The organism is Mycolicibacterium litorale, assembly GCF_010731695.1.
Classification (GTDB): Bacteria; Actinomycetota; Actinomycetes; order Mycobacteriales; family Mycobacteriaceae; genus Mycobacterium; species Mycobacterium litorale.
Window position 1 is genome coordinate 389,016 of record NZ_AP022586.1, and the last position, 25,631, is coordinate 414,646.

A 25,631-nucleotide genomic window follows, 5' to 3' on the forward strand; every position below is an offset into this window, starting at 1 on the left:
CGCCGGTGGCGCGGCAAGGTCTAAAAGGGCGGTGGCTCTTCGCCGGCGGCGGGTGTCGGCGCCGGCTGGAAGTAGGGGTGAACCCGCCGGCGGCGGGCTTCGCGGACGTCGCGGTTGTGCGCCCGTTCGGCGGCGATGGCGGCGGCCCGGTTCTGGTCGCGGGTGCGCCGGCGCCTTGGCATGCGGGCCAGCCGATTGCCTTGCGTCCCTTCGGCACTCTCACGACGCACCGCCGGCGCGGTGGGCGTGCACAGCGCCGGGAACAGCAGCGCCGAACCCGGGGTGGTGACGTAGGTGGGGCCGGCCGGGCTGGTCCAGATCACGGTGCCGTCGCGCAGTTGTTGGTCGCGCCAGCCGCCGAAAGTCTTGAGCAGGTGATGAAGCCGGCACAGGCACTTCAGGTTGGACGCCTGGGTCGGCCCACCCGATCCGAACGGGATTGTGTGGTCGAGATCGGTGCGAGCGGCGGGACGGTCACAACCGGGGAACCGGCACGTCATGTCCCGGCAGCGCACGAATTCGGCCAGCGCGGTGCTGGGGGTGTAGCGGGGCTCGGGACCCGCGTCGACCGGATGGGCGATCGGCCGGTGCGTGGCCGACGGCGCCACCTCCGCGATGAGTTCGGGCGGTAACCATCCGTCGGCCCCGATCAGCGAGCCCGCGCCCGCGGTGTTCGAGGTGACGGGGTCGGCGATGAGATGCAGGACGATCGGCGCGGCCGTCAATCCACCGGCCGGGCAGTCGGGCGTGCCGCACCGGCAGGCCATCCGATCGTCGCCGGCGACGAGGGCGTCGATCGCGTCGGCGCGCCGCTGTTTGGCGGTGCGGGGGTCCGCACTGCAGACGGTGGCGGCCAGTGCGTCGAGGCGTTGGTCGAGGGCGTGCGCAGTGGTGGTGAACACGCTGCCGCCGATATCGCTCATACCGTCGAGGCGGTCGGTCATCCACACATCCCGCTTCTCCGCGGAATCCTTGCGGCGGCGCACCGCATCGGGATCGAGCCGAGCGATGACCCCGTCGACATAGGACGCGAGCTTGCCCCGCGTCATGGTCGTCAGCCGGGCCGCCGCGGCGGCCAACTGGCCGTCGACGCGGGCCAGGATGCCGGGGTCGGTGATCAACCCGGTGCGATAGACCAGGAGCTCCACCAGACCCATATCGATGTCACCAGCGGCGAACACTTCCGCCACCTGCCGCAACCGATCGCGCAGCGCGCGGGCCAGCCGGACCTGATCGCAAGCGGCCACGTGCCCGATGTTCAAGGCCGCAGCGACTTCGGCGGCCACCGCATCGGCGATGTCGGCGGCCCACTTGTCCGCGTCCGCGCCGCCGGTGGTCTGACGCAGCGCGAACAACTCTCCGACGGCGGTCAGACGGGCGGCCGCCTCACGGTTCTCCCGCCGCGCCGCCCCGGCGATCAGTTCGACCAGCGCCGCCGACTGTGGCGTCACCGTCGGGCAGCGTCGCTCGAACAACCCGTCGAGTACGCCCTTGTCGAACATGTTTTCGATGTTAGATGCGGGCACCGACACGGGGCCGGATGCGGCCGGCGTCCGATTGCTGCCACTCACCGGTCAATCCCTGCCAACGGAAATCATCGGGCTGACCTGCTGGTTTGGACAGTCAGACCACCACGGAGCACCCCAGGAAGAAGTGAGAACAATGAAGAAGTTCACCGCCGCCACCCTGTTCGCCGGAGCTGCCGCCACCGCCGTCCTGGGCCTCGCCGCCCCCGCCCAGGCCGCCCCTGCCGGATCGGGGAACGCCGCCGACACCATCGCCTCGCTGGACGACCGCGGCTACGCCGTGCGGGTCAACCACCAGGGCATGGTCAAGCCGCTCGACCAGTCCAGCATCGTCTCGGTGAACTACGACAACGACGACCGCGTAGTCGACGTCACCGTCCGCTGAGCTAGCGACCAACAAAAGGGGTCACCGATCCGGTGGCCCCTTTGTTGCGTCTTTTGGTGTCGCGGGCTCATCGCCGGTCGTCGCCGTCACCTCACCGTTCGGCGGTGCCGTGTCCGTCGCGCACCTCGATGCGGCGGGCGGTTTCCTACGACAAGGCGGTGCAGTCTCAGCGGACGGTGACGTACACGACGCGGTCGTCGCTGTCATAGCGGACGGAGACGACGCTGGACTGGTCGAGGGGCTTGACCATGCCCTGATGGTTGACCCGTACGGCGTAGCCGCGGTCGTCGAGTTGTTCGATGGCCTTCTCGGCGTTGCCCGGCCCGGCCGGGGCGGCCTGGGCGGGGGCGGCCAGGCCGAAAAAGGCGGTGGCGGCGGCGCCGGTGAACAGTGTGGCTGCGAACTTCTTCATCTCTCACTTCTTTCGGTTGGTGTTCGAGCCGTGGCGATCGTCGCGGTCCGGACGCTTCGTTTGTTCTGTGACCGGCCGAACTCGCTCACCGCCAGCCGTTGTCACCCTCTTCGATCACGATGTTGCCGCGGTCCGAACGTGCGGTGATCTCACTGACCGCGTCCGCGGGGTCGGTGGTCTCGGGCACCCGCACCTTGGTCGAGTCTCCCGACTGCGCTCGCACCAGATAGGGCCCGCGGTCGGGCAACCCGAGCACGATGTCCCCGTCACGGCTGACCATCTCCACGGTCCGCGGTGCCGCGTCCCGGAAGTCGACGACGATGTCGCCCTCGGATGTGGTGGCCGCGAAGCGCTCTCGCACCGAGATGGGGTCACGCGCCGTCACGGCACCGTCGTCGGTCTGCACCTCGACACGGCGGGCGGAACCGCTCAGGATCACCGCACCGTGCGTCGTGCGCGCGATCAGCTGGTCGACGTCGGCCTGTGCGAACACCACCCCGGTCTGCTGTTGGGTGCGCACGTCGAGGCGGCGCGCCTGTTCCGGCGGCAGGGTCACGGTGATCTCCCCGCCCCTGGCCCAGCCGAACGCCCGCGCCGGACGGCCCTCGAGGACGAGCCGCGTCTCGGGGCCGGTGTTGGTGAGGGCCAGGCGATGGTCACCGCCGCTGGCGGTGTTCACCAGCCGCAGGCTCGCGCGCGCCTCACGGGCGTCGGGATCGGTGGCGATCCGGATCGCCACCGGGACGTCGGCGCTGTCGATGACCAGCGACCGCATGCCCGCGGGCAGGGCGTGGCTGTCGCTGAGCACGCGCACGGTGCTCAACCCCCACGCCGTCACGGCCAGCGCGGCGACGCTGCCGACCACCAGTACGGCGGCGGCGGCGATCAGGATGCCGCGCAGCGCGGTCCGTCCGCCGGGGGAGAGTTCGGGCGGCGGGCCGACCGGGGCGGGCGGTGGGGGAGTGATCGTAGTCATCGGGCGTCCTTCCGCACGTTCACGATTCGAGGAACCGCAGCACCGCCAGCACGCGGCGGTTCTCGGTCTCGTCGGGGGCGAGGTTCAACTTGGTGAAGATCGAGGCGATGTGTTTCTCGGCCGACCCCACCGAGATGTGCAATCCGGCGGCGATGGCCGAATTCGTCTTGCCCTCCGCCATGAGCTGCAGCACCTCTCGCTCGCGGGGGGTCAACTGGTCGAGTGCGGCCCGCCGGTGGGAGCGCACCAGAATCTGGGAGACCACTTCCGGGTCCAGCACCGTGCCGCCGTGGCCGACCACCTCGACGGCGTCGAGAAACGCGGGCACGTCGGCCACCCGATCCTTGAGGAGATATCCGAATCCCTTTGTGTCCGATGCGATCAGTTCGGCGGCGTACCGCTGTTCGACGTAATGCGACAGCACCAGCACCGGGGACTCCGGGTTCTGGCTGCGCAGCAACGCGGCCGCGCGGATGCCCTCGTCGGTGAAGGTCGGCGGCATCCGCACGTCGAGGATCGCCAGATCCGGGCGGGTGTCGTTCACCAGCCTCAGCAGGTTGGTGGCGTCGGGGACTCCGGCGACGACCTCGTGGCCGGCGTCGGCGAGGATCCGCTCGATTCCGGCGCGCAGCAGCGCGGAATCCTCGGCGATCACGATCCGCATGGCAGCACCGCGGTGACGATGGTCGGTCCGGTCACGGGGCTGGACACGGCGAACGTGCCGCGGGCCGCACGCACCCGTTCCTCGAGACCCCGCAGCCCGGTGGCGTTTTCGTCGTCGGCGATCCCCGCGCCGCCCCGCCCGTCGTCGAAGACCGAGACGTACAGCGAGTCCGTCGGTTCGTCGAACCGCACCGTCACCACGGCCTGACTGGCGCCGGCGTGTTTGGCGACATTGGTCAGGGCTTCGGCGACGACGAAGTAGGCGACCGATTCGGTCTCCTCGGGCAGACGCCGCGGCAGGTGCAGGTTGAGAGTCGTTGGAACGCCGGAGTTCTCGGCTCGCTGGACGACGGCGGACAGCGCTGCGTCCAGCCCGCGGTCGGCGAGGATGGTCGGCGCGATGCCTCGGACCACGTTGCGCAACTCGACCAGAGCGTTCTTCGCCTCGTCGTGCGCTTCGGCGATCAACTGTTTGGCCGCGGGCAGATCGCTGTCGAGTTTCGTCTGGGCCAACCCGATCGCCATGGCCAGCGACACCAGCCGGGGCTGAACGCTGTCGTGCAGATCGCGTTCGATGCGGTGACGTTCGGTCTGCGCCGACGAGACCGCACCCGCCCGGGCGTCGCGCAGCGCGCTGACCTGGTACTGCAGTGCCGCGGTCGGCGACGGTGTCAGCAGCCAGCGGTCGATCATCGGGTCGATCGCCGGCGCGAAGACGAGAATCGCGACCGAGGCCACCAGTGCCACCACGGCCAGCGGCCACGCCAGCGCCGGCGGCAGGAACGCCAACCCCGCCGCGTCGTCGCTGTGGTCGACCGCGAGCGCGGCCGCGGGCCCGAGGAACGCGAACGCCAGCAGCGCGAATGCCAGTGCGGTCGCCAGGATGTCGTAGAGCATCCGCAGGTAGTGGTGCGCGAGGACCTTCCAGAACCGGGCGCTGCTGACATCGAGCCACAGCTGGTGCAGCCACCCCTGGAAGCCGGTGTACGGCGTCACGCGCTGCGCAGGCCGGCCGATCCGCATCCCGAACACCGCCTCGCTGCGGACGCGCTCCACCCGGTCGATCCCGCGGACCAGGTAGACGAACACCACTGCGGCCAAACAGAATCCGATGACCGACGGAATCGAGGACACCCCGACGACGAGTAGCCCCAGCGGGATCCAGAACCACACCACGCCGATCGCGGCCCCGACGACCATCGAAGCCGTCGGGACGATGCCTACGGTGCGGGGTGCCGACGTGGCGTCACTGACCGCGACCGGCGCGGGTGGGGGGCTGGTGGTGACTGCGACCATGCCTCCAACCTAGGGAGTGGACGTCCGCCGCGACACGGCGTTTTCCGCCGAGGTGAGCGGGGGATAACCCCCGCAATGCCAGAATCGGCGGTGTGCGAATCGGAATGACCCTGCCGGTGATGGAACCCGACCTCGACTCGGCGACGCTGCGGGCGTGGGCCACGGCCGTCGACGAGGGACCGTTCTCCGCGCTGTGCTGGGGTGAGCGGATCGCCTTCGACAACCCCGACAGCCTGACGCTGCTGGGGGCGGTCGCCGCGTGGACTGAACGCGTCCGATTGGTGACGACGGTGATCGTGCCGCAGTTGCACGACCCGGTGATGCTCGCCAAGGCGCTCGCGACCGGCGACCTCATCAGCGGTGGCCGGTTGACGGTGGGTATCGGCGTCGGCGGCCGGCACGAGGACTATCGCGCGGTGGGGGCGGACCCCGCCACCCAGACCATGCGGGAGATGGCGCAGCGCGTCGAGCTGATGAAGCGGGTCTGGGCGGGGGAGAAGCTGACCGAGTCGGTCCTGCCGGTGGGTCCGGCCCCGGTCCAGGCCGGTGGGCCGCAGCTGCTGGTCGGCACCATCGGGCCCAAGACCGTCCGCAGCGCCGCGTCGTGGGCCGACGGGATGGCCGGCACCATCCTCGACCTCGACCCTGTCAAACAGAAGGATCTGTTCGACATCGCCAGGACCGCCTGGGCGGATGCCGGTAAGCCGGCCCCGCACCTGGCCACGTCGTTCTGGTTCGCGCTCGGGGAGCCCGAGGCGGCGCGCGCCCAGGTGCACCGCCACCTGCGCCGCTACATGAACTGGATCCCGGGCGAGTACGTCGACGCGATGGCGCCGGCGACGGGTTTCGCCGGTACCGAGGACGACCTGCTCGTCGTGCTCGAGCGGTTCCAGGAGATCGGCACCGACGAGGTGCACCTCATCCCGACCAGCTCGGACCTCGACCAGCTGACCCGCGTTGCCGATGCGGTGAAGCAATTGGTGCAGCCATGACAGCCGACGGCCTCCCTCCGATCGTCTCGCGCAGCGAGTGGGAACACGCCCGTGCCGAACTGTTGGTCCGCGAAAAGGAACTGACGCGGCTGAAGGACTCGGTGAGCGCGGCGCGCCGCCGGCTGCCCATGGTCGAGGTGACCGAGCCCTACGTGTTCGACACCGAAACCGGCCCGGTGGGGCTGGTCGACCTGTTCGACGGCCGGCGCCAACTCATCGTGCAGCACTTCATGTTCGGCCGCGACTGGCAACAAGGTTGTGAGGGCTGCTCGATGATGGCCGACCACCTCGGCCCGCTGTCGCACCTGCACGCCAAGGACACGTCGTTGGTGCTGGTGTCGCGGGCACCGCTCGGCACACTGATCGCCTTCCGTGAACGGATGGGATGGGATCTGCCGTGGGTGTCCTCCGGCGCGTCGAAATTCAACGAGGACTTCCACGTCACGGTGGACGGCGAGGAGCGTCACGGCATCAGCGTCTTCCTGCGCGACGGCGAGCGGGTGTTCCACACCTGGTCGACCTACAGCCGCGGGGAGGAACCGTTCATGCTGGTATTCGACCTGCTCGACCTCACGCCGTACGGCCGTCAGGAGACGTGGGAGGACTCACCGGAGGGCTGGCCGCAGCGTCCGCCCTACGAGTGGATGCGGCTGCACGACGAATACTGAGGGACTTCGGACCCGTCGAACTCCTTCCCGTTGCTAACGACTCGTCGGGTCGGCGCGATAAAACCATCGGAAGACTCATAGGCAGCAGCACAGCCGCCAGGCGATGAGGAGTTCACGATGAAATTCAAGAAGTTGGTAGTCGGAGCGGCGATGACCGGAGCGTTCGGCTTCGCCGCAGTCGGATTCGGCGCAGGTCAGGCGCAGGCCGACGAGTTCCGGTGGTGGGATCCGGTGCCGTCGCCGGGCCAGATCTCGCAACTGCCGTTCGTGCCGCCGCCGGGGCAGATCGCCAAGTTGCCGTTCGTCCCGCCGCCCGGGCAGTGGGACAAGCCGGGACACTGGTTCAGGTAGGCCGGATATGACAGTGGCCGCCTCGCATCGGCGAGGCGGCCACTGTCATTGTGGTCTGCGTCGGATCAGAACCCGATCTTCGGCAGCTTGAACGGGTTGTTCGGCGGGCCGAGGTTCAGCGGGTTGTTCGGCGGGCCGAGCTTCGGCGCCGGCAGATTCACACTGGGCATCCCGACCGCGGGCAGGCCGACACCGGGCACGTTCAGGGCCGGCGGATGCAGGTGGAACGGCACGCTGAGCCCGATATCCGGAACCACGTCGGGCAGGCCGACCGACACCGGGACGCTGGCGTTCGCCTCGACCGGCGACGGCAGGTTGGCGACGTTCTTGGCGACCTCGCGTGACCACGCCTCCGGAATCTGGATCGGCGCCTTGTTCGCGGTGTTCTTCTTCTCCGCAGGCTGCTCCTCGGCGGGCGCCTTCTCGCAGGTCGCCGGATCGGCGCACTCAGGACCGGCGGCCGGATCGGCGGCGGCGACGCCTGTGCCCAGGAACCACGCCGGAAGTCCGACGACACCGACGATCGATGCCCCGGCAAGTACTCGTTTGATATCCACGATCAACCCCTCGGATAGGAAATCCCCTAGATCATATGCCTACCGAGCAAATCGTGTCGCGCTCTTAGTCCCTTGCGGACGCACATTCCGGCGCTTTGCTTAGCTGAGCGAAACAACTTTGGCAGCTGCGCGAACGGCGACCGCGCCGCCCCCCGTTGATCTGGCAAACGTTTGCGGACGGCGAAGGTGGAGGGTGAGCGGCAAAACGCCCGAAACGGCGGCGGGGGCAGCGAATCCTGGGGCGCCCGCAGGCACTCCGCTGATCAGTGCGCCCCTGCCTCCACCGGCTCGCGCCGCAATACGACGGCCGTCACATCGTCGCGGTCCAGATCGCCGTTCGCCCGCGCGCACAGGGCGTCCACGAGCGCCTGCGGGCTGGTGCCGTACTGGCGCGCACACTGTGCGACCGCATCGGAGAGCTGTTCCACAGAGCCCCCCCACAGATCCATCACCCCGTCGCTGACGAGCAGGATCGCGTCGCCGGGCTGCAGCGCCCCCCGCTTCTCCACCCAGCCGCTGTCCAGCCCCACCGGGAGATCGCTGGACGCCGCGCGTTCGACGGAGTTGGAGCCGGTCCGGACGATGAAGTGCAGGCCGTGGCCGGCGTCGGCGAAGCGGAAGTCGCCGGTGACGAGGTCGACCAGTACGTAGGTCAGGGTGATGAACGCGCTGGTCCGCTGCAGGTCGCAGTCGACGACCCCGGCGGCGCGGCGGACAGCGGCCGACGGGCTGAGTTCGGGGTCGTTGGCGCGCAGTGCGGCGCGCGTCGCCGCGGCGAGCATCCCCGCGCCCATGCCCTTGCCCATGACGTCGCCGAGGCTGAGCACCGCGTGCGGTACCTCGACGCGGATGTCGTAGAAGTCGCCGCCGACCTGCCTGGCCGGCACCGACGCGGCGCCCGAGCTCCAGCCGGGCGTGTGCGGGAGCTGGCCGGGCAGCAGGGCCCGTTGCACCTCGGCGGCGCGTTCGAGCTCCTCCTGCTCCAGACGGCGCGCACGCATCGCCTCGGTGATGTCGAAGAACTGAAGCGCCAGCGTTCGGGTGTCGCCCTCGTCGCTGATCGGGGAGATGCTGACGTTGAGGATCCGGCCTGCGCCGGTGGTCAGCGTCAGGCGGGCGTTGCCCTCGGTCAGCGCGTCGGCTTCGGCGGACAGCGCGGCGGTTGCCTCCGCGCCGAGCAGGACGGGCAGCTGGGCTGACGGGTCGGCGAGCCCGGGGATGATGGCCACCGCGGAATCGTTGGCACGCAGCACTTTCCAACCGGTGGCGTCGCGAGCGGCGATCAGCATCCCGGCCACCGACGTCTCGAAGATCCTGCGGAAGAGTTCCTCGCTCTCGTTGAGGCGCTGGGCCGTGGCCCGCTCCTGACCGACCGCGAGCGAGAGCGACAGGAAGACCACCACCATCGACAGTTCGAAGACCTGCAGGACGAGGTTCCACGTGTCGGGTGCGAGGAGGTTGAACGCGAACGGCCCGGTGTTGTTCGCGCTGCCGACCGAGGCGATGACGGCGATGGCCAGCATCAGGACGATCAGCTGCCGCGTCGTCAGGCGCATCGCCACCCACACCAGCGGCATGAACGGCAGGAACGACAGCGGCATCCCGGGGTTGAACGCGAACACGAACGTGACCAGGCCGAGAGTGACGACGACCTGGGCGATCGTCTCCACCAGCCCCGCTTGCCGGGGGCGTTTCGGCAGGTGCATGAACAACGGAACGAGCAGCAGCATCCCGGCGGCGTGCTTGGGGGCCGAGGTCACCAGCCGCGTCCACGCCTCCGCCGAATCCGCGAGCAGGTACGTGGCGCTCGCACCGACCAGGTCGTAGACGACGGCCGCCGAGGCGACGGCCACCAGCAACCGGCCGAGGTCGCGCGGTGCGGACAGGGTCGGCAGGCAGTCGTTGCGGCCCCGGAGGATCACGGTCCCGATGATCATCTCGAGCGCGACCGTCAGTGCCAGCGCGACGGCGAGAGGTGCGGACCGCCCCGCCCAGAGCAGAAGGGGAAGCGTGATCGCGGCCACCGCTCCGGCCAGTACCCACACGTACCGGCGGGGGAAGCGGATGCCCAGCCCGAGCGCGATCCCGGCGACGGGCCACCACGCGGTCGACGCCAGCGCGGTGGGTTGGGTCACCAGCGAGAGCCAGCCGACGACGACGACACCCACCAGGCAGACGGCGACGAACACGGCGGCCGCTTTGGTCGAGCGAACCTGCTGATCCCTCAGCTCCCCCTGATCAGGATTCACCCGCTCACTTTTACACGCTGATCAACGGGAATGCGGGCGACTCGGGGACCCGGGCGACGGCGGCGCCCCAGTTAACCGCTGAGGAGGAGGTGATGTGGGTGCCCCCGGCAGGATTCGAACCTGCGGCCTTCTGCTCCGGAGGCAGACGCTCTATCCCCTGAGCTACGGGGGCGCGTTCGGACGGACCGCGCCATTGGGCGTGCACAGCGTAACGCATCGGGGGGGCGGGAATGGATTCGGGCTCTGACCACCCCAGACCATAGGATGGACCCCCGTGACACCCGCCGACCTCGCCGAGCTGCTCAGGACCACTGCGACCGCTGTGTTGACCGAGCGCGGCCTCGACACCGCCGCACTGCCCGCGACGGTGACGGTCGAGCGGCCCCGCAACCCCGAGCACGGCGACTACGCCACCAACCTGGCGTTGCAGCTGGGCAAGAAGGTCGGTGCGAATCCCCGCGAACTGGCCGGCTGGCTCGCCGAGGCGTTGGCGTCCGCCACCGGGATCGCGTCGGCGGAGATCGCCGGACCCGGTTTCGTCAATCTGCGCCTCGAGGCCTCGGCGCAGAACGCGATCGTCGGCACGATCATCGCCGGCGGTCAGCGCTACGGGCACTCGGCCGAACTGGCCGACCGCAACATCAACCTCGAATTCGTCTCGGCCAACCCGACCGGCCCCATCCACATCGGCGGCACCCGGTGGGCCGCCGTCGGCGACGCGCTGGGCCGGCTGCTGGCCACCCAGGACGCCGAAGTGGTGCGCGAGTACTACTTCAACGACCACGGCGCGCAGATCGACCGGTTCGTCAACTCGCTGATCGCGGCGGCCAAGGGTGAGCCCACCCCCGAGGACGGCTACGCGGGCAGCTACATCGGCGACATCGCCGCCCAGGTGCTCGCCAAGGACCCCGGCGCGCTCGACCTGCCCGACGACCAGATGCGCGAGGCGTTCCGCGCGATCGGCGTCGACTTGATGTTCGACCACATCAAGACCTCTCTGCACGAGTTCGGCACCGACTTCGACGTCTTCACCCACGAGGACTCGATGCACACCAGCGGCCGGGTCGACGAGGCGATCGCCCGGCTGCGCGAGAACGGCGCGATCTACGAGAAGGACGGCGCCACCTGGCTGCGCACCACCGACTTCGGTGACGACAAGGACCGCGTCGTCATCAAGAGCGACGGCAACCCGGCGTACATCGCGGGCGACCTCGCCTACTTCCTGGACAAGCGCCAGCGCGGATTCGACCTGTGCATCTACATGCTCGGCGCCGACCACCACGGCTACATCGCCCGGCTCAAGGCCGCCGCCGCCGCACTCGGCGACGATCCCGACACCGTCGAGGTGATGATCGGACAGATGGTCAACCTGGTGCGCGACGGCCAGCCGGTCCGGATGAGCAAGCGCGCCGGGACCGTCATCACGCTCGACGACCTGGTCGAGGCCATCGGCGTCGACGCCGCCCGCTACGTGCTGATCCGCTCGTCGGTGGACACCCCCATCGACATCGACCTCGCGCTGTGGTCCTCGGCGTCCAACGAGAACCCGGTCTACTACGTGCAATACGCGCACGCGCGGCTGTCCGCGCTGGCCCGCAACGCGGCCGACCTGGGGGTGACCGCCGATACCGGCCACCTCGATCTGCTCACCCACGACAAAGAGGGCACGCTGATCCGCAACCTCGGCGAGTTCCCGCGGGTGCTGGCGGCGGCCGCCGCACTGCGCGAACCGCACCGGGTGTGCCGCTACCTCGAGGACGTCGCCGGCGACTACCACCGGTTCTACGACTCCTGCCGGGTGCTGCCGCAGGGCGACGAGGAACCGGGCGACCTGCACGGCGCCCGGCTGGCGCTGTGCCAGGCCACCCGCCAGGTCATCGCCAACGGTCTGGCCATCCTCGGCGTGAGCGCACCGGAGCGTATGTGATGGCACATCCCGCAGGTCCGCGTCACGCGGAGGAGAAGCACCACGGCGGCGCCCCGGCCCGGCCCGCGACGGTCGACGAGGTGATGCTCATCGCGCCGAACGTCTGGCCGCTCAATGCCGTTCGGGACGAGGACGGTGAGCTGACGATCGCCGGCGTGCCCGTCGGCCGACTGGCCCGCGAATACGGCACCCCGCTGTTCGTCATCGACGAGGACGACTTCCGCACCCGCTGCCGCGACATCGCGCAAGCCTTCGGCGGCGGCGAACACGTCCGCTACGCGGCCAAGGCGTTCCTGTGCACCGAGATCGCCCGATGGATCGACCAGGAGGGGCTCGCGCTCGACGTGTGCAGCGGGGGAGAGCTGGCCGTCGCGCTGAACGCGAACTTCCCGCCGGACCGAATCGCCCTGCACGGCAACAACAAATCGATCGCCGAACTCGCGATGGCGGTGAAGGTCGGCGTCGGCCACGTCGTGGTCGACTCGTTCCTGGAGATCGAGCGGCTCAACGCCATCGCCGGTGACGCGGGCGTGGTGCAGGACGTGCTGATCCGGGTCACCGTCGGCGTCGAGGCCCACACCCACGAGTTCATCTCCACCGCCCACGAAGACCAGAAGTTCGGACTCTCGCTGGCCACCGGCGCGGCCATGGACGCCGTGCGGAAGGTGTTCGCCGCCGACCACCTGCGCCTCGTCGGACTGCACAGCCACATCGGATCGCAGATCTTCGACGTCGCGGGCTTCGAGATCGCCGCCCGCCGGGTCATCGGCCTGCTGCGCGACGTCGTGGCGGAGTTCGGCGTCGACAAGACCTCGCAGATGTCGATCGTCGACCTCGGCGGCGGGCTCGGCATCTCCTACCTGCCGCAGGACGATCCGCCGCCGATGTCCGAGCTGGCGGCCAGCCTGTGGGACATCGTGCGCAACGAGTCTGCGGCTGTTGGCCTTCCGTCACCTGATCTCGTCGTGGAACCGGGCCGCGCGATCGCCGGGCCGGGCACCATCACGCTCTACGAGGTCGGCACGGTCAAGGACGTCGCGGTCAGCTCGACCACGCAGCGGCGCTACGTCAGCGTCGACGGGGGCATGAGCGACAACATCCGCACGTCGCTGTACGACGCCGAGTACGACGCCCGCCTGGTGTCGCGCACCAGCGATGCGCCGCCCACACTGGCCCGCATCGTCGGAAAGCATTGCGAGAGCGGCGACATCGTCGTACGGGACACGTGGATCTCCGGGGACGTGACGCCGGGTGATCTGCTGGGGGTCGCCGCGACCGGCGCCTACTGCTATTCGATGTCGAGCCGGTACAACCTGCTCGGCCGGCCCGCGGTGGTGGCGGTGCGCGACGGGCATGCGCGCCTGATCCTGCGCCGCGAGACGGTCGACGATCTGTTGAGTCTGGAAGTGAGTGGTCAATGAGTAACGAAAAGCCGGTGGGCGTAGCGGTTCTGGGTCTCGGCAATGTGGGCAGCGAAGTGGTCCGCATCATCGAGCAGAGCGCGGCCGACCTGGCCGCCCGCGTCGGCGCCCCGCTCGTGCTGCGCGGAGTGGGTGTGCGTCGGGTGGCCGACGACCGCGGGGTGTCCGCCGATCTGCTCACCGACAACATCGAGGAACTGGTGTCGCGTGAAGACGTCGACATCGTCGTCGAGGTGATGGGTCCGGTGGAGCCGGCCCGCAAGGTGATCCTGTCCGCACTCGAACAGGGCAAGTCGGTGGTGACCGCGAACAAGGCGCTGATGGCGCAGTCGACGGGCGAACTGGCCCAGGCCGCCGAATCCGCCAGGGTGGACCTGTACTTCGAGGCCGCGGTGGCCGGTGCGATCCCTGTGATCCGCCCGCTGACCCAGTCCCTGGCCGGTGACAGCGTGCTGCGGGTGGCCGGAATCGTCAACGGCACAACCAATTACATCCTGTCGGCGATGAACGACACCGGTGCGGACTACGACAGCGCGCTCGCCGATGCCAGTGCGCTCGGCTACGCCGAGGCGGATCCGACCGCCGACGTCGAGGGCTACGACGCGGCGGCCAAGGCGGCGATCCTGGCGTCCATCGCGTTCCACACCCGCGTCACCGCCGACGACGTCTACCGCGAGGGCATCACCGCGGTGAGCGCGGCCGATTTCGAATCGGCCCGCGCGCTGGGGTGCACCATCAAGCTGCTGGCGATCTGCGAGCGCCTGACCACCGACGACGGGCAGGAGCGGGTCTCGGCCCGCGTGTACCCGGCGCTGGTTCCGCTGACCCACCCGCTGGCCTCGGTCAACGGCGCGTTCAACGCCGTGGTGGTCGAGGCGGAGGCCGCGGGCCGGTTGATGTTCTACGGCCAGGGCGCCGGCGGTGCGCCGACCGCGTCGGCGGTGATGGGCGATCTGGTGATGGCCGCGCGCAACCGCGTCCAGGGCGGCCGCGGGCCGCGGGAGTCCAAGTACGCCAAGCTGCCCGTGTCGCCGATCGGGTTCATCCCCACGCGCTACTACGTCAACATGAACGTCGCCGACCGTCCGGGCGTGTTGTCCTCGGTCGCAGCGGAATTCGCCAAGCGCGAGGTCAGCATCGCCGAGGTGCGCCAAGAAGGTGTGGTCGACGAGGGCGGGCAGCCGTGCGGTGCGCGCATCGTCGTGGTCACCCACCGCGCGACCGACGCCGCACTGTCTGAAACCGTGTCGGCCCTGGCCGATCTCGACGTCGTGCAGAGCGTCAACAGCGTGCTGCGCATGGAAGGAACAAGCGAATGAGTACGCCCGTCAACGCGGTCCACCGCCCCTGGCCCGGGCTGATCGAGGCCTACCGCGACCGGTTGCCCGTCGGGGACAACTGGACGCCGGTCACGCTGCTCGAGGGCGGCACCCCGCTGATCCACGCCAAGCGGCTCAGTGAATTCACCGGCTGCACCGTGCATCTCAAGGTCGAGGGCCTCAACCCGACCGGCTCGTTCAAGGACCGCGGGATGACGGTGGCCGTCACCGAATCGGCCGCCAGCGGGAAGCAGGCGGTGCTGTGCGCGTCGACGGGGAACACCTCGGCCTCGGCGGCGGCGTACGCGGCCCGGGCAGGCATCACCTGTGCGGTGCTGATCCCGCAGGGCAAGATCGCGATGGGCAAGCTGGCCCAGGCCGTCATGCACGGCGCCAAGATCATCCAGATCGACGGCAACTTCGACGACTGTCTGGAACTGGCCCGCAAACTGACCGCCGACTTCCCGACGGTCGCGCTGGTGAACTCGGTCAACCCGTACCGCATCGAGGGGCAGAAGACCGCGGCCTTCGAGATCGTCGACGCGCTGGGCACCGCCCCGGACGTGCACGCGCTGCCGGTCGGCAACGCCGGCAACATCACCGCCTACTGGAAGGGCTACACGGAGTACCACCGCGACGGACTGTCCGACCGGCTGCCCCGGATGCTGGGCACGCAGGCGGCGGGCGCCGCACCGCTGGTCACCGGTGAGCCCGTGAAGAACCCGGAGACCATCGCCACCGCGATCCGCATCGGCGCCCCCGCGTCGTGGAACTCGGCGGTCGAGGCGCAGCAGCAGTCCGATGGCCGTTTCCTGGCCGCCACCGACGAGGAGATCCTGGCGGCCTACCACCTGGTGGCCCGCACCGAGGGGGTCTTCGTCGAACCGGCGTCCGCGGCCAGCGTGGCCGGGCTGCTCAAGTCGATCGACGACGGCTGGGTGGCCAAGGGGTCGACCGTGGTGTGCACGGTCACCGGCAACGGGCTCAAGGATCCCGACACCGCGCTCAAGGGGATGCCCGCGGTCACGCCGCTGGCGGTGGACCCGGTGGCCGTCGCGGCCGAACTCGACCTGGTCTGACGGGGCGCATCGGTGACGCAGACTCTTCCCGCCGGGTTGACGGCGACGGCCGTGGTCTCGGCCTCGAGCGCCAACCTCGGGCCCGGCTTCGACAGTCTCGGTCTGGCCCTCAGCCTCTCCGACGAGATCATCGTCGAGACAGTCGATTCCGGGCTGACCGTCACCGTCGAGGGGGAGGGCGCCGGTCAGGTCGCGCTGGACTCCTCGCATCTGGTGGTGCGGGCCATCGAGGCCGGCCTGCGGGCGACCGGCTGCACCGCGCCCGGGCTCGTCGTGCGCTGCCGCAACGACATTCCGCACTCCCGCGGCCTCGGGTCGTCGGCGGCTGCCGTCGTCGGGGGACTCGCCGCCGCGAATGGGCTTGTGGCACAAACGGATTCGGCGCAACTGTCCGTGGAGCAACTGATCCAGCTGTCGTCGGCGTTCGAAGGCCATCCGGACAACGCCGCGGCGGCCGTGCTGGGCGGCGCCGTGGTCACCTGGACCGACGGCGTCGGGGCGCAGGCACGCTACGCGGCGGCGCCGGTCCGGTTGCACCCCGACATCCACCTGTTCCCGGCCGTCCCGCAACAGCGGTCCTCGACCGCGGAGACCCGGGTGCTGCTGCCCGAACAGGTCAGCCACACCGACGCGCGGTTCAACCTCAGCCGGGCGGCGCTGCTGGTGGTGGCCCTCACCGAACGCCCTGACCTGCTGATGGCCGCCACCGAGGACGTTCTGCACCAACCGCAACGGGCGGCCGCGATGCCGGCGTCGGCGGAATTTCTGCGGGTGTTGCGTGGTTGTGGCGTAGCAGCGGTGCTGTCAGGAGCTGGACCCTCGGTGCTCGCGCTGAGTTCCGAACCCGAACTGCCCGCGGAGGCGGTCGAGTTCGGCGCCGCGCACGGGTTCACGGTCGCGGAGATGGCCGTGGGCGACGGTGTGCGCTGGTCAACCGGCGTCGCCGCCCGCAGCTGAGGCTTGACACGCGTCACGCGAGTTGCGCAGGTTTCTTGCTTCCAGCACGTAAGCGGGTTATTCTCGCTTTCGTCCAGCAATTGCAGCGTCTCTGCCTGCGCCGACACTAGGACGACCCTCATCTTTCCCGTGTTTCACTCGTGGACCGACGGTTCGCCCTGTGGCGGCGAATCCCGGCGATCACCGTCGCACAGGCGACGGTGGGACTCTCGCGTTCGGCGAATCGCCTGAACGCCGAGGACATTTTGAGCCCTCGCACAACGCAATCGGCGAGGGAAAGAAAGGAAATCCGTGACTGATACGGACCTCTTCACGGCCGACAGCGCTGAGTTGCCGAGCATCGTGACCACTGATCCTTCTCCGGCGGCCGTCACCACGACCACCGCCGAAACGGCCCCGACTGCCGACGTCGCGTCGGGTAACCGCGCCTCGCTGACGTCGATGGTCCTGCCCGAACTGCGCGCCCTGGCGCGGCAGATCGGCGTCGAAGGCGCCTCCGGCATGCGCAAGAGCGAACTGATCGCCGCCATCCGCGAGCGCCGCGGCGACGGCAAGGGCAACGGCGCGAAGTCCGAGGCCGCGAAGTCCGACACCGCCGCGGACACCGCCGCCGCGCCGCAGACCCCGCCGCGCCGCGAGCGCCGGAGCGCATCGCGCCAGGCCGGGGCCGCGGAGGCCAAGACGGCCGACAAGACCGCCGAGACGCCTGCCGAGACCGCCACGGAGACCACCGCAGCGACCGCCGTCGAGACCCCGGTCGAGACGAAGGCCGCACCGCCCGAGCAGCCCGCCGCGGAGCCGAAGGCGGACCGCCCCAGGTCCGAGCGCACCAGGGCCGACAAGCCCGCGGAGCAACCGGCCACCGAGCAGCCCCAGGCCGAGCAGTCGAGGTCGGAGCAGCAGAAGTCAGAGCCCAAGGGCGATCAGCGCAGGGCGGACCGCCCCAAGACCGACCAGTCCGACGACCGCTCGGACGGCGATCAGCGCCAGGGCAACCGCAACGACCGCAACAGCGACCGCGACCGCAACAACAGCGATGACGACGAGGACGGCGACGGCCGCGGTGGCCGCCGCGGACGCCGGTTCCGTGACCGCCGCCGTCGCGGTGAGCGCGGCAGCGAGAGCGGCGGTGGCGACACCGAGATCCGCGACGACGACGTCGTGCAGCCCGTGGCGGGCATCCTCGACGTCCTCGACAACTACGCGTTCGTCCGCACCTCGGGCTACCTGCCCGGGCCGAACGACGTCTACGTGTCGATGAACATGGTCCGCAAGAACGGCCTGCGCCGCGGCGACGCCGTCACCGGTGCGGTCAAGGTGCCCAAGGACGGCGAACAGCCCAACCAGCGCCAGAAGTTCAACCCGCTGGTGCGTCTGGACAGCATCAACGGCGGACCCGTCGAGGACGCGAGGAAGCGGCCCGAGTTCGGCAAGCTGACCCCGCTCTACCCGAACCAGCGGCTGCGTCTGGAGACCAGCCCGGACAAGCTGACCACCCGCGTCATCGACCTGATCATGCCGATCGGCAAGGGTCAGCGCGCGTTGATCGTGTCGCCGCCCAAGGCCGGTAAGACCACGATCATGCAGGACATCGCCAACGCGATCACCCGCAACAACCCGGAATGCCACCTCATGGTGGTGCTCGTCGACGAGCGTCCGGAAGAGGTCACCGACATGACCCGCTCGGTGAAGGGTGAGGTCATCGCCTCGACCTTCGACCGGCCGCCGTCAGACCACACCACGGTCGCCGAACTCGCCATCGAACGCGCGAAGCGCCTGGTGGAGCAGGGCAAGGACGTCGTGGTGCTGCTGGACTCGATCACCCGCCTCGGCCGCGCGTACAACAATGCGTCGCCCGCGTCGGGACGCATCCTGTCCGGTGGCGTGGACTCGACCGCGCTGTACCCGCCCAAGCGCTTCCTGGGCGCCGCGCGCAACATCGAAGAGGGTGGCTCGCTGACCATCGTCGCGACCGCGATGGTGGAGACCGGCTCGACCGGTGACACGGTCATCTTCGAGGAGTTCAAGGGCACCGGCAACGCCGAACTCAAGCTGGACCGCAAGATCGCCGAGCGCCGGGTGTTCCCGGCGGTCGACGTCAACCCGTCGGGCACCCGTAAGGACGAGCTGCTGCTCGGACCGGACGAGTTCGCCATCGTGCACAAGCTGCGTCGCGTCCTGTCCGGGCTCGACAGTCACCAGGCCATCGACCTGCTGATGAGCCAGCTGCGCAAGACGAAGACGAACTACGAGTTCCTGGTGCAGGTCTCCAAGACCGCACCCGGCTCGGCCGACAACGACTAGAGCGACACCGAAAAGCCCCCGCCACGGCGGGGGCTTTTTCGTGTCCACGGCCTCGACTGTGTACACCGGGCGGGAAAACGGCGTGAACGCCGCCGTGAGTACACACTCGGCGCGGTGACAGCGCGTCAGAGCTCGGGGTCCGCCTTGAGTCCCGGCATGACATACCGCCGGACGTGGGTCAGCAGCGCGACCGGGTCGCTCGGGTCCAGGGTGTTGCCGGGCACGGTCGCCAGCGAGATCAGTGCGCGCGCCACCCACTCGGACGCCTCGGCGATATCGGTGGCCGGGTGGATCTCGCCGCGCTCGCGGGCGACCTCGAGGTAGCGGCTCCAGAACGCGGCGAGGTCGGGCACCAGGCCCTGCACGCCGGCGCCGGCGCAGGCCGCGAACTCCTCGGGTTCCTCGAGGCGCAGCTTCATCAGCAGGGCGCCCGGGTCCTCATAGGCCAGCCTGCCGTGCCGGATGCCCGCCGCGATCTGCTCGGCCAACCCGTCGATGCGTTCGAGCAGCGCGTGCGCCTCCGACCAGTAGGCGTCGTTCAGGCGGACGATCGCCGCACCGAGCAGCGACACCTTGTCGGGGAAGTGCCGGTAGAGCCAGCCACGGGACACCCCGGCCACCTCGGCGACCTCCGACACCGTCGTGGCCCGAATTCCCTTGACCCGCAGGCACGATTCGGCCGCATCGATCAATCGATCGCGCACGGACTGCGTGGGCGTGGTGGCCGTCACGAAGCGTGGCCCCTCCTTCGAGCGTTTGGCCGCGCGGACCGCGGCGACCAGTGCATTCTGCTACAGGCGTTCCGGCCCGGTGTGCCGTGTGAACATGGTAGACAGATCCGGAAATCTGTTCACTGATTCGAACGAGGTGGCCGTGCCGGACACACTGCAGGGATTACTGCGCGAGCGTGCCGACTCCGACGCCGTGGCCGTGCGCTACGGCGACCGCACGTGGACCTGGCGCGAACACATCGCCGACGCGTCCCGGCAGGCGGCCGCCGTCATCGCCATCGCCGATCCCGCCCGGCCGCTGCATGTCGGGGTCCTGCTCGGCAACACCCCCGACATGCTCACCGCGCTGGCCGCCGCCGCACTCGGCGGTTACGTGCTGTGCGGCGTCAACACCACCCGGCGCGGGGACGCGCTGGCCCGCGACATCGCCCGCGTGGACTGCCAGATCCTGCTGGTCAACGCTGAGCACCGCGAGTTGATCGACGGCTTGGACCTGCCGGGCGTCGCGGTCTTCGACACCTCGACCGACGCATGGGCGCAGCAGGTGGCCGCGGCCCCGCCACTCACCCCGTACCGCGAGGTCGGCGCCGACGACACGTTCATGATGATCTTCACCTCCGGCACCAGCGGTGAGCCCAAGGCCGTGCAGGTGCCGCACGCGATGGTGCTGTTCGCCGGCAGCGCGCTGGTCGAGCGCTACGGGCTCACCGACGCCGACGTCTGCTACCTGGCCATGCCGCTGTTCCACTCCAACGCCGTCTACGCGGGCTGGAGCGTCGCGGTCGGTGCCGGAGCGACGATGGCGCCCGCCACGTTCTCCGCGTCACGGTTCCTGTTCGACATCCGCCGCTACGGCGCCACCTACATGAACTACGTCGGCAAACCGCTGGCCTACATCCTGGCGACCACCGAGAGGCCGGACGACCACGACAACCCGCTGCGCATCGCGTTCGGCAACGAGGCCGCCGACCGTGACATCGAGGCGTTCGGCCGCAGATTCGGCTGCACGGTGTGGGACGGGTTCGGGTCGACGGAGACCGCGGTCATCATCACCCGGCCCGACGACTGCCCGCACGGCTCGATCGGCAAGGGGTTCCCCGGGGTCGCGATCTATGACCCCGACACGGTGCGCGAATGCGAGGTTGCGCGCTTCGACGAGAACGGGGCTCTGGTCAACGCCGACACCGCGGTGGGGGAGCTGGTCAACACCGCGGGCGGCGGGTTGTTCCGCGGCTACTACAACGACCCCGGCGCCACCGGTGAGCGGATGCGCCACGGCATGTACTGGTCGGGCGATCTCGCCTACCGCGACGCCGACGGGTGGATCTATCTGGCGGGCCGAACGGGCGACTGGATGCGCGTCGACGGGGAGAACCTCACCGCCGCGCCGATCGAGCGGATCCTGCTGCGGCTGCCTGCGATCAACCGGGTGGCGGTGTATCCGGTGCCCGACGAGTACGTGGGCGACCAGGTGATGGCGGCTGTCGTGCTGCAGGATGACGGGAAGCTCACCCCCGAGGAGTTCGAGCAGTTCCTGAGCGCCCAGCGCGATCTGTCCCCGAAGGCCTGGCCGCGGTACGTGTGGATCGCCGACGATCTGCCGAGCACCGCGACCAACAAGATCCTCAAGCGCGAACTGGTCGCCATGGGCGCCGAACCGCAGGGCCGCACGATCTGGAAGCGCGACCGCACCTCGTACGCTCCGGTCCCGTCACCGGTCAGCGGTACGGGTCGGTGATCTCGCGCAGCGCGACCAGGGCGCCGGTCAGCGCGGTGAACGCTTCGGTGCCCAGGTGCTCGCGCCACTCGGCCTCCACCTTCGCCAGCTCCGACGCCGCGGCGGCGCAGAGCCGCCGGCCGCGCGCGCTGAGCGTCACCAGCCTCGCCCGGGCGTCGGCCGGATCCGGTTTGCGCACCACGTAGCCGGCCCGTTCCAGCTCGTCGACCAGGGCGCCGGTGGTCTGTTTGGTGACCGAGGCCTGTTCGGCGAGGTCGGTCAGCCGGATACCGTCCGGCTGCAGCCGCTGCGCGATCCGGCACTGCGCCATCGTGAGGTCGTCGTATCCCGCCGCGCGCAGCGTCTCGAAGACCCGCGTCTCCGCGGCACGGTGCGCGATGAACATCAGCGCGGCGATGGACGGAGTGTCGGACACCCCGTTGACAGTAGTACGTTCTCCTGACTAATTTGGTCAGGAGAGCTGACTATCGGGAGGTCGCGCTGTGCACACCGAGGAGATCTGGGCCCACATCGACGCCCAACGGGCCGACCTCGCCGACTTCCTGGCGACGCTCGACCGCGAGCAGTGGTCGACGCCGTCGATGTGTGAGGGGTGGACCGTGCGCGACGTCGCCGCACACCTGACCCAATCGACGGCGAACCGGGCGCGGATGGGTTGGGAGATGGTGCGCTCCGGGTTCCGGTTCAACGCGATGGTGGCGCGGATGGCCACCGAGGATCCGCGCGCACCGGACGAGATCGTCGCCGCCATACGCGCGATGGTCGGCAACCGGCGTAGACCACCGGGCACGGCGGTCGCCGATCCGCTCGCCGACGTGCTGGTACACGGCCAGGACATCGCCGTCCCGCTGGGTGTCGACCGTCCGATGCCGGTCGCTCCTGCGGTGGTCGCAGCGCACCGCCTGTGGACGATGGGTTTCCCGTACCACGCCCGCAGACGGTTCGCGGGGCTCGCACTGCAGGCGACCGACGCCGACTTCGCGGTGGGGCAGGGCCGCCTGGTCACCGCCCCGATCCGCGACATCGTGCTGGCACTGTCCGGCCGGAATAGCCCGGTGCTGCCGCGCGTTTAGGCTGTCAGCGGTTGACCTGGCATAATTGACCGCTAGTCACACCCTCGGTTCCGGTTCACGCCTCACTCAGCGCAGGTCATGAGCGGGCGACCCGGCGGCCACGATCGAAGAGGACACCAATGAAGACGGGTATTCACCCTGACTACGTCGAGACCACGGTGCAGTGCGGCTGTGGCAACAGCTTCACCACCCGCAGCACCAAGAAGACCGGCAACATCGTCGTCGAGGTCTGCTCGCAGTGCCACCCGTTCTACACCGGCAAGCAGAAGATCCTCGACAGCGGCGGCCGCGTCGCGCGCTTCGAGAAGCGCTACGGCAAGCGCAACAAGTAGCTACCAACCCGACGCCCGTTCTGTCGCCACGCGCGCAGGCCGGGCGTCGGTTTGCGTTCGGGGAAGGAGGTCGCGATGAGTGCTCCCACCACCGCGATTGACGCGTTGCTCGCCGAGCACGCCGACCTGGAACGTCAGCTCGCCGACCCTGCACTGCACGCTGACGCGGGCAAGGCCCGCAAGGCCGGTCGCCGGTTCGCGCAACTGGCGCCGATCGTCACCACGTACCGCAAGCTCGAAGCCGCTCGCGGCGACCTGGAGGCGGCCCGTGAGCTGGGCGCCGACGATGCGTCGTTCGCCGCCGAGGTGCCCGAACTCGAGGCCACCGTCGACGCGCTGGAGACCCAGCTGTCGGACCTGCTGGCGCCGCGCGATCCGCACGACGCCGACGACGTGGTGCTCGAGGTGAAGTCGGGGGAGGGCGGCGAGGAATCGGCGCTGTTCGCCGCCGATCTGGCGCGCATGTACATCCGCTACGCCGAACGGCACGGGTGGACGGTGACGCTGCTCGACGAGACCCAGTCCGACCTCGGCGGCTACAAGGACGCCACGCTGTCGATCCGCAGCAAGGGCGACACCGCCGACGGCGTGTGGTCGCGGCTGAAGTTCGAGGGCGGCGTACACCGCGTGCAACGTGTTCCGGTCACCGAATCGCAGGGCCGTGTGCACACCTCGGCGGCCGGCGTGCTGGTCTACCCGGAACCCGAAGAGGTCGAGCAGGTGCAGATCGACGAATCCGACCTGCGTATCGACGTCTACCGGTCCTCCGGCAAGGGCGGGCAGGGCGTGAACACCACCGACTCGGCGGTCCGCATCACCCACCTGCCGACCGGAATCGTGGTCACCTGCCAGAACGAGCGGTCCCAGCTGCAGAACAAGGCGCGCGCCATGCAGGTGCTCGCGGCCCGGCTGCAGTCGCTGGCCGAGGAGCAGGCACAGGCCGACGCGTCGGCGGACCGTGCCAGCCAGATCCGCACCGTCGACCGCAGCGAGCGGATCCGCACGTACAACTTCCCGGAGAACCGGATCGCCGACCACCGCATCAACTTCAAGGCCCACAACCTCGACCAGGTGCTCGACGGTGAACTCGACCCGCTCTTCGACGCATTGGCCTCCGCCGAGAAGCAGGCGAGACTGCAGAGCTCATGAGTCTGCGCGAGGCCATCGACGACGCCGCAGCGGTCCTCGCCGCGGCCGGGATCGATTCGGCCCGGGTCGATGCGGAACTGCTGGCGGCGCACGCCGCAGGCACCGACCGGGGAAGACTCCTCTTCGCCGACGTGCCGTCCGATTTCGGCGCACGCTACGGCGACCTCGTGGCCGCCCGCGCCAAGCGGGTCCCGCTCCAGCACCTCACCGGAACCGCGGCCTTCGGTCCCGTCGAGGTGCGCGTCGGCCCCGGTGTCTTCATCCCACGGCCCGAGACCGAGGCGATGCTGGAATGGACTCTGGCACAACGGCTCCCGGCCCAACCGGTGATCGTCGACCTGTGCACCGGTTCGGGCGCGCTGGCACTTGCGCTCGCCACCGCCCATCCGCACGCGCGGGTGATCGCCGTCGAGAACTCCGCCGCGGCGCTGGACTACGCGCGCCGCAACCTCGACGGCACCGGTGTGGAACTGGTCGACGCCGACGTCACCGCCGCCGGCCTGCGCCGAGATCTCGACGGCGCCGTCGACCTGATCGTCGCCAACCCGCCCTACATCCCCGAGGGCGCCGCCCTCGATCCCGAAGTCGCCGACCACGATCCGGCGCAGGCGCTGTTCGGCGGGGCCGACGGCATGGCCGTCATCGACGCGATAGTCACCGTCGCGCAGCGTTGGCTGCGGCCCGGCGGCAGCTGCGCGATCGAACACGACGACACCACCTCGGAGCTCACCGCGGCCGCGTTCCACCGCACCGGTGCGTTCGACGCGGTGACCGCCCGTACCGACCTGACCGGGCGGCCGCGCTTCGTCACCGCCCGGCGCCGACCCGCCACCACGGAGGCGCGATGACCGAACTGTTCGACTGCACCGACCCCGAGGCCCGCGCGACCGGCATCGCCGCCGCCGTCGGCGCGCTCAAACAGGGTGGACTCGTGGTGCTGCCCACCGACACCGTCTACGGCATCGGCGCCGACGCGTTCGACAACGCCGCCGTCGCCGCGCTGCTGGCCGCCAAGGGCCGCGGCCGGGACATGCCGGTGCCGGTCCTGGTCGGTTCGTGGCACACCATCGAAGGCCTCGTGTACACCGTGCCGAACACCGCGCGCGAACTGATCCGGGCCTTCTGGCCGGGTGCGCTGAGCCTGGTGGTCCGCCAGGCGCCGTCGCTGCCCTGGGATCTGGGCGACGCGCACGGGACGGTGATGCTGCGGATGCCGCTGCACCCCGTCGCGATCGAACTGCTGCGGGAAGTCGGCCCGATGGCGGTGTCCAGCGCCAACATCTCCGGCCGCCCCGCGGCCGTTTCGGCCGCCGACGCGCGCGAACAACTCGGCGATCTGGTCGACGTCTACCTCGACGCCGGGCCGTCCGAGCAGCAGGCCGCGTCGACGATCGTCGACCTCAGCGGCGCGCACCCCCGCATCCTGCGCACCGGACCCGTCACCGCGGAAGCCGTCGCGGAGGTGCTCGGCGTCAACACCGAGAGTCTGCTCACCGAGTGACCACAGCTGCGTGCAGTACCGTTTC

At 69.8% G+C, this 25,631-nt stretch carries 25 protein-coding genes and 1 tRNA gene; 16 read left to right on the forward strand and 10 right to left on the reverse strand.

Features of this window, described 5'->3' with window-relative positions; all coding sequences use genetic code 11:
* Window positions 1-20 precede the first annotated feature (20 nt).
* A complete protein-coding gene (locus G6N30_RS01850; RefSeq protein WP_134060834.1) occupies window positions 21-1,502 on the reverse strand; it encodes an HNH endonuclease signature motif containing protein in 1,482 nt (493 codons plus the stop codon).
* Window positions 1,503-1,662: 160 nt separating this feature from the next.
* On the opposite strand from G6N30_RS01850, the gene G6N30_RS01855 reads away from it, so the two are divergent.
* A complete protein-coding gene (locus G6N30_RS01855) occupies window positions 1,663-1,911 on the forward strand; it encodes a hypothetical protein (protein WP_134060835.1) in 249 nt (82 codons plus the stop codon).
* Between the two features lie 166 nt (window positions 1,912-2,077).
* Here G6N30_RS01855 and G6N30_RS01860 read toward each other — a convergent pair whose 3' ends face one another.
* The 4 genes from G6N30_RS01860 to G6N30_RS01875 form a co-directional block, all read right to left on the reverse strand.
* Window positions 2,078-2,323 carry a hypothetical protein gene (locus tag G6N30_RS01860; RefSeq protein WP_134060836.1) on the reverse strand — a complete coding sequence of 82 codons (246 nt, stop codon included), beginning with the start codon at window positions 2,321-2,323 and terminating at the stop codon, window positions 2,078-2,080.
* An 85-nt stretch (window positions 2,324-2,408) separates the two neighbouring features.
* Entirely contained in the window at window positions 2,409-3,299 is an 891-nt protein-coding gene (locus tag G6N30_RS01865) for a DUF4097 family beta strand repeat-containing protein (RefSeq protein WP_134060837.1), read from the reverse strand.
* 19 nt (window positions 3,300-3,318) lie between these two features.
* Window positions 3,319-3,963: a response regulator transcription factor gene (locus G6N30_RS01870; protein WP_134060838.1), complete on the reverse strand. Its 645-nt coding sequence runs from the start codon at window positions 3,961-3,963 to the stop codon at window positions 3,319-3,321.
* Window positions 3,951-5,258 carry a sensor histidine kinase gene (locus G6N30_RS01875; RefSeq protein WP_163687333.1) on the reverse strand — a complete coding sequence of 436 codons (1,308 nt, stop codon included), beginning with the start codon at window positions 5,256-5,258 and terminating at the stop codon, window positions 3,951-3,953. Before G6N30_RS01875 ends, G6N30_RS01870 begins: the two co-directional genes overlap by 13 nt.
* Before the next feature lie 104 nt (window positions 5,259-5,362).
* Here G6N30_RS01875 and G6N30_RS01880 point away from each other — a divergent pair, with 104 nt between their 5' ends.
* The 3 genes from G6N30_RS01880 to G6N30_RS01890 all read left to right on the forward strand — a co-directional run bounded on the left by G6N30_RS01880 (window position 5,363) and on the right by G6N30_RS01890 (window position 7,269).
* Window positions 5,363-6,250, forward strand: coding sequence for an LLM class flavin-dependent oxidoreductase (locus G6N30_RS01880; protein ID WP_134060879.1), 888 nt, complete (start codon window positions 5,363-5,365; stop codon window positions 6,248-6,250).
* Window positions 6,247-6,918 carry a DUF899 domain-containing protein gene (locus G6N30_RS01885; RefSeq protein ID WP_134060839.1) on the forward strand — a complete coding sequence of 224 codons (672 nt, stop codon included), beginning with the start codon at window positions 6,247-6,249 and terminating at the stop codon, window positions 6,916-6,918. Before G6N30_RS01880 ends, G6N30_RS01885 begins: the two co-directional genes overlap by 4 nt.
* Before the next feature lie 117 nt (window positions 6,919-7,035).
* The gene (locus G6N30_RS01890; RefSeq protein WP_134060840.1) at window positions 7,036-7,269 is read left to right on the forward strand and encodes a hypothetical protein; all 234 of its coding nucleotides are present in this window, start codon (window positions 7,036-7,038) and stop codon (window positions 7,267-7,269) included.
* A 65-nt stretch (window positions 7,270-7,334) separates the two neighbouring features.
* Here G6N30_RS01890 and G6N30_RS01895 read toward each other — a convergent pair whose 3' ends face one another.
* The 3 genes from G6N30_RS01895 to G6N30_RS01905 all read right to left on the reverse strand — a co-directional run bounded on the left by G6N30_RS01895 (window position 7,335) and on the right by G6N30_RS01905 (window position 10,247).
* Complete coding sequence (locus G6N30_RS01895; RefSeq protein WP_134060841.1) at window positions 7,335-7,826, reverse strand: hypothetical protein; 492 nt, start codon at window positions 7,824-7,826, stop codon at window positions 7,335-7,337.
* Between the two features lie 263 nt (window positions 7,827-8,089).
* A complete protein-coding gene (locus tag G6N30_RS01900; protein ID WP_134060842.1) occupies window positions 8,090-10,075 on the reverse strand; it encodes a SpoIIE family protein phosphatase in 1,986 nt (661 codons plus the stop codon).
* Window positions 10,076-10,174: 99 nt separating this feature from the next.
* A tRNA-Arg gene (locus tag G6N30_RS01905) sits at window positions 10,175-10,247 on the reverse strand.
* A 102-nt stretch (window positions 10,248-10,349) separates the two neighbouring features.
* On the opposite strand from G6N30_RS01905, the gene argS reads away from it, so the two are divergent.
* The 6 genes from argS (at window position 10,350) to rho (ending at window position 19,082) form a co-directional block, all read left to right on the forward strand.
* Window positions 10,350-12,002, forward strand: coding sequence for an arginine--tRNA ligase (argS, locus tag G6N30_RS01910; RefSeq protein ID WP_134060843.1), 1,653 nt, complete (start codon window positions 10,350-10,352; stop codon window positions 12,000-12,002).
* Window positions 11,999-13,423 carry a diaminopimelate decarboxylase gene (gene lysA, locus G6N30_RS01915; RefSeq protein ID WP_134060844.1) on the forward strand — a complete coding sequence of 475 codons (1,425 nt, stop codon included), beginning with the start codon at window positions 11,999-12,001 and terminating at the stop codon, window positions 13,421-13,423. The genes argS and lysA overlap by 4 nt, the downstream gene beginning before the upstream one ends.
* Complete coding sequence (locus tag G6N30_RS01920; protein WP_134060845.1) at window positions 13,420-14,742, forward strand: homoserine dehydrogenase; 1,323 nt, start codon at window positions 13,420-13,422, stop codon at window positions 14,740-14,742. Before lysA ends, G6N30_RS01920 begins: the two co-directional genes overlap by 4 nt.
* Window positions 14,739-15,821: a threonine synthase gene (gene thrC, locus G6N30_RS01925; RefSeq protein ID WP_134060846.1), complete on the forward strand. Its 1,083-nt coding sequence runs from the start codon at window positions 14,739-14,741 to the stop codon at window positions 15,819-15,821. The genes G6N30_RS01920 and thrC overlap by 4 nt, the downstream gene beginning before the upstream one ends.
* 12 nt (window positions 15,822-15,833) lie before the next feature.
* A complete protein-coding gene (gene thrB, locus G6N30_RS01930; RefSeq protein WP_134060847.1) occupies window positions 15,834-16,778 on the forward strand; it encodes a homoserine kinase in 945 nt (314 codons plus the stop codon).
* Window positions 16,779-17,069: 291 nt separating this feature from the next.
* Window positions 17,070-19,082, forward strand: coding sequence for a transcription termination factor Rho (rho, locus tag G6N30_RS01935; RefSeq protein WP_134060848.1), 2,013 nt, complete (start codon window positions 17,070-17,072; stop codon window positions 19,080-19,082).
* 125 nt (window positions 19,083-19,207) lie between these two features.
* Here the strand turns inward: rho and G6N30_RS01940 are convergent, their stop codons facing one another.
* The gene (locus G6N30_RS01940) at window positions 19,208-19,813 is read right to left on the reverse strand and encodes a TetR/AcrR family transcriptional regulator (protein ID WP_134060849.1); all 606 of its coding nucleotides are present in this window, start codon (window positions 19,811-19,813) and stop codon (window positions 19,208-19,210) included.
* A gap of 142 nt (window positions 19,814-19,955) precedes the next feature.
* On the opposite strand from G6N30_RS01940, the gene fadD1 reads away from it, so the two are divergent.
* On the forward strand, window positions 19,956-21,551 hold the full coding sequence (gene fadD1 / locus G6N30_RS01945) for a fatty-acid--CoA ligase FadD1 (RefSeq protein WP_134060850.1): 1,596 nt from the start codon (window positions 19,956-19,958) through the stop codon (window positions 21,549-21,551).
* Here the strand turns inward: fadD1 and G6N30_RS01950 are convergent.
* Window positions 21,532-21,966 carry a MarR family winged helix-turn-helix transcriptional regulator gene (locus tag G6N30_RS01950; RefSeq protein WP_134060851.1) on the reverse strand — a complete coding sequence of 145 codons (435 nt, stop codon included), beginning with the start codon at window positions 21,964-21,966 and terminating at the stop codon, window positions 21,532-21,534. The two genes, fadD1 and G6N30_RS01950, sit on opposite strands and share 20 nt — an antisense overlap.
* A gap of 67 nt (window positions 21,967-22,033) precedes the next feature.
* Between G6N30_RS01950 and G6N30_RS01955 the strand changes: the two genes are divergently transcribed.
* The 5 genes from G6N30_RS01955 (at window position 22,034) to G6N30_RS01975 (ending at window position 25,606) form a co-directional block, all read left to right on the forward strand.
* Window positions 22,034-22,624, forward strand: a complete 591-nt coding sequence (locus tag G6N30_RS01955) for a maleylpyruvate isomerase family mycothiol-dependent enzyme (protein WP_134060852.1) — start codon at window positions 22,034-22,036, stop codon at window positions 22,622-22,624.
* A gap of 119 nt (window positions 22,625-22,743) precedes the next feature.
* Window positions 22,744-22,956 (forward strand): 50S ribosomal protein L31, encoded by a 213-nt coding sequence (gene rpmE / locus G6N30_RS01960; RefSeq protein WP_134060853.1) that lies wholly within the window; start codon window positions 22,744-22,746, stop codon window positions 22,954-22,956.
* A gap of 75 nt (window positions 22,957-23,031) precedes the next feature.
* Complete coding sequence (gene prfA / locus G6N30_RS01965; protein WP_134060854.1) at window positions 23,032-24,105, forward strand: peptide chain release factor 1; 1,074 nt, start codon at window positions 23,032-23,034, stop codon at window positions 24,103-24,105.
* On the forward strand, window positions 24,102-24,953 hold the full coding sequence (gene prmC, locus G6N30_RS01970; protein WP_134060855.1) for a peptide chain release factor N(5)-glutamine methyltransferase: 852 nt from the start codon (window positions 24,102-24,104) through the stop codon (window positions 24,951-24,953). The genes prfA and prmC overlap by 4 nt, the downstream gene beginning before the upstream one ends.
* Window positions 24,950-25,606: an L-threonylcarbamoyladenylate synthase gene (locus G6N30_RS01975; RefSeq protein WP_134060856.1), complete on the forward strand. Its 657-nt coding sequence runs from the start codon at window positions 24,950-24,952 to the stop codon at window positions 25,604-25,606. Before prmC ends, G6N30_RS01975 begins: the two co-directional genes overlap by 4 nt.
* Window positions 25,607-25,631 lie beyond the last annotated feature (25 nt).

Excerpts from the sequence above, each read along its gene's own strand:
- G6N30_RS01850 (WP_134060834.1), bottom strand. The coding sequence starts at position 1,502 with ATGTTCGACAAGGGCGTACTCGACGGGTTGTTCGAGCGACGCTGCCCG.
- G6N30_RS01855 (WP_134060835.1), top strand. The coding sequence starts at position 1,663 with ATGAAGAAGTTCACCGCCGCCACCCTGTTCGCCGGAGCTGCCGCCACC.
- G6N30_RS01860 (WP_134060836.1), bottom strand. The coding sequence starts at position 2,323 with ATGAAGAAGTTCGCAGCCACACTGTTCACCGGCGCCGCCGCCACCGCC.
- G6N30_RS01865 (WP_134060837.1), bottom strand. The coding sequence starts at position 3,299 with ATGACTACGATCACTCCCCCACCGCCCGCCCCGGTCGGCCCGCCGCCC.
- G6N30_RS01870 (WP_134060838.1), bottom strand. The coding sequence starts at position 3,963 with ATGCGGATCGTGATCGCCGAGGATTCCGCGCTGCTGCGCGCCGGAATC.
- G6N30_RS01875 (WP_163687333.1), bottom strand. The coding sequence starts at position 5,258 with ATGGTCGCAGTCACCACCAGCCCCCCACCCGCGCCGGTCGCGGTCAGT.
- G6N30_RS01880 (WP_134060879.1), top strand. The coding sequence starts at position 5,363 with ATGACCCTGCCGGTGATGGAACCCGACCTCGACTCGGCGACGCTGCGG.
- G6N30_RS01885 (WP_134060839.1), top strand. The coding sequence starts at position 6,247 with ATGACAGCCGACGGCCTCCCTCCGATCGTCTCGCGCAGCGAGTGGGAA.
- G6N30_RS01890 (WP_134060840.1), top strand. The coding sequence starts at position 7,036 with ATGAAATTCAAGAAGTTGGTAGTCGGAGCGGCGATGACCGGAGCGTTC.
- G6N30_RS01920 (WP_134060845.1), top strand. The coding sequence starts at position 13,420 with ATGAGTAACGAAAAGCCGGTGGGCGTAGCGGTTCTGGGTCTCGGCAAT.
- thrC (WP_134060846.1), top strand. The coding sequence starts at position 14,739 with ATGAGTACGCCCGTCAACGCGGTCCACCGCCCCTGGCCCGGGCTGATC.
- rpmE (WP_134060853.1), top strand. The coding sequence starts at position 22,744 with ATGAAGACGGGTATTCACCCTGACTACGTCGAGACCACGGTGCAGTGC.
- prfA (WP_134060854.1), top strand. The coding sequence starts at position 23,032 with ATGAGTGCTCCCACCACCGCGATTGACGCGTTGCTCGCCGAGCACGCC.
- prmC (WP_134060855.1), top strand. The coding sequence starts at position 24,102 with ATGAGTCTGCGCGAGGCCATCGACGACGCCGCAGCGGTCCTCGCCGCG.
- G6N30_RS01975 (WP_134060856.1), top strand. The coding sequence starts at position 24,950 with ATGACCGAACTGTTCGACTGCACCGACCCCGAGGCCCGCGCGACCGGC.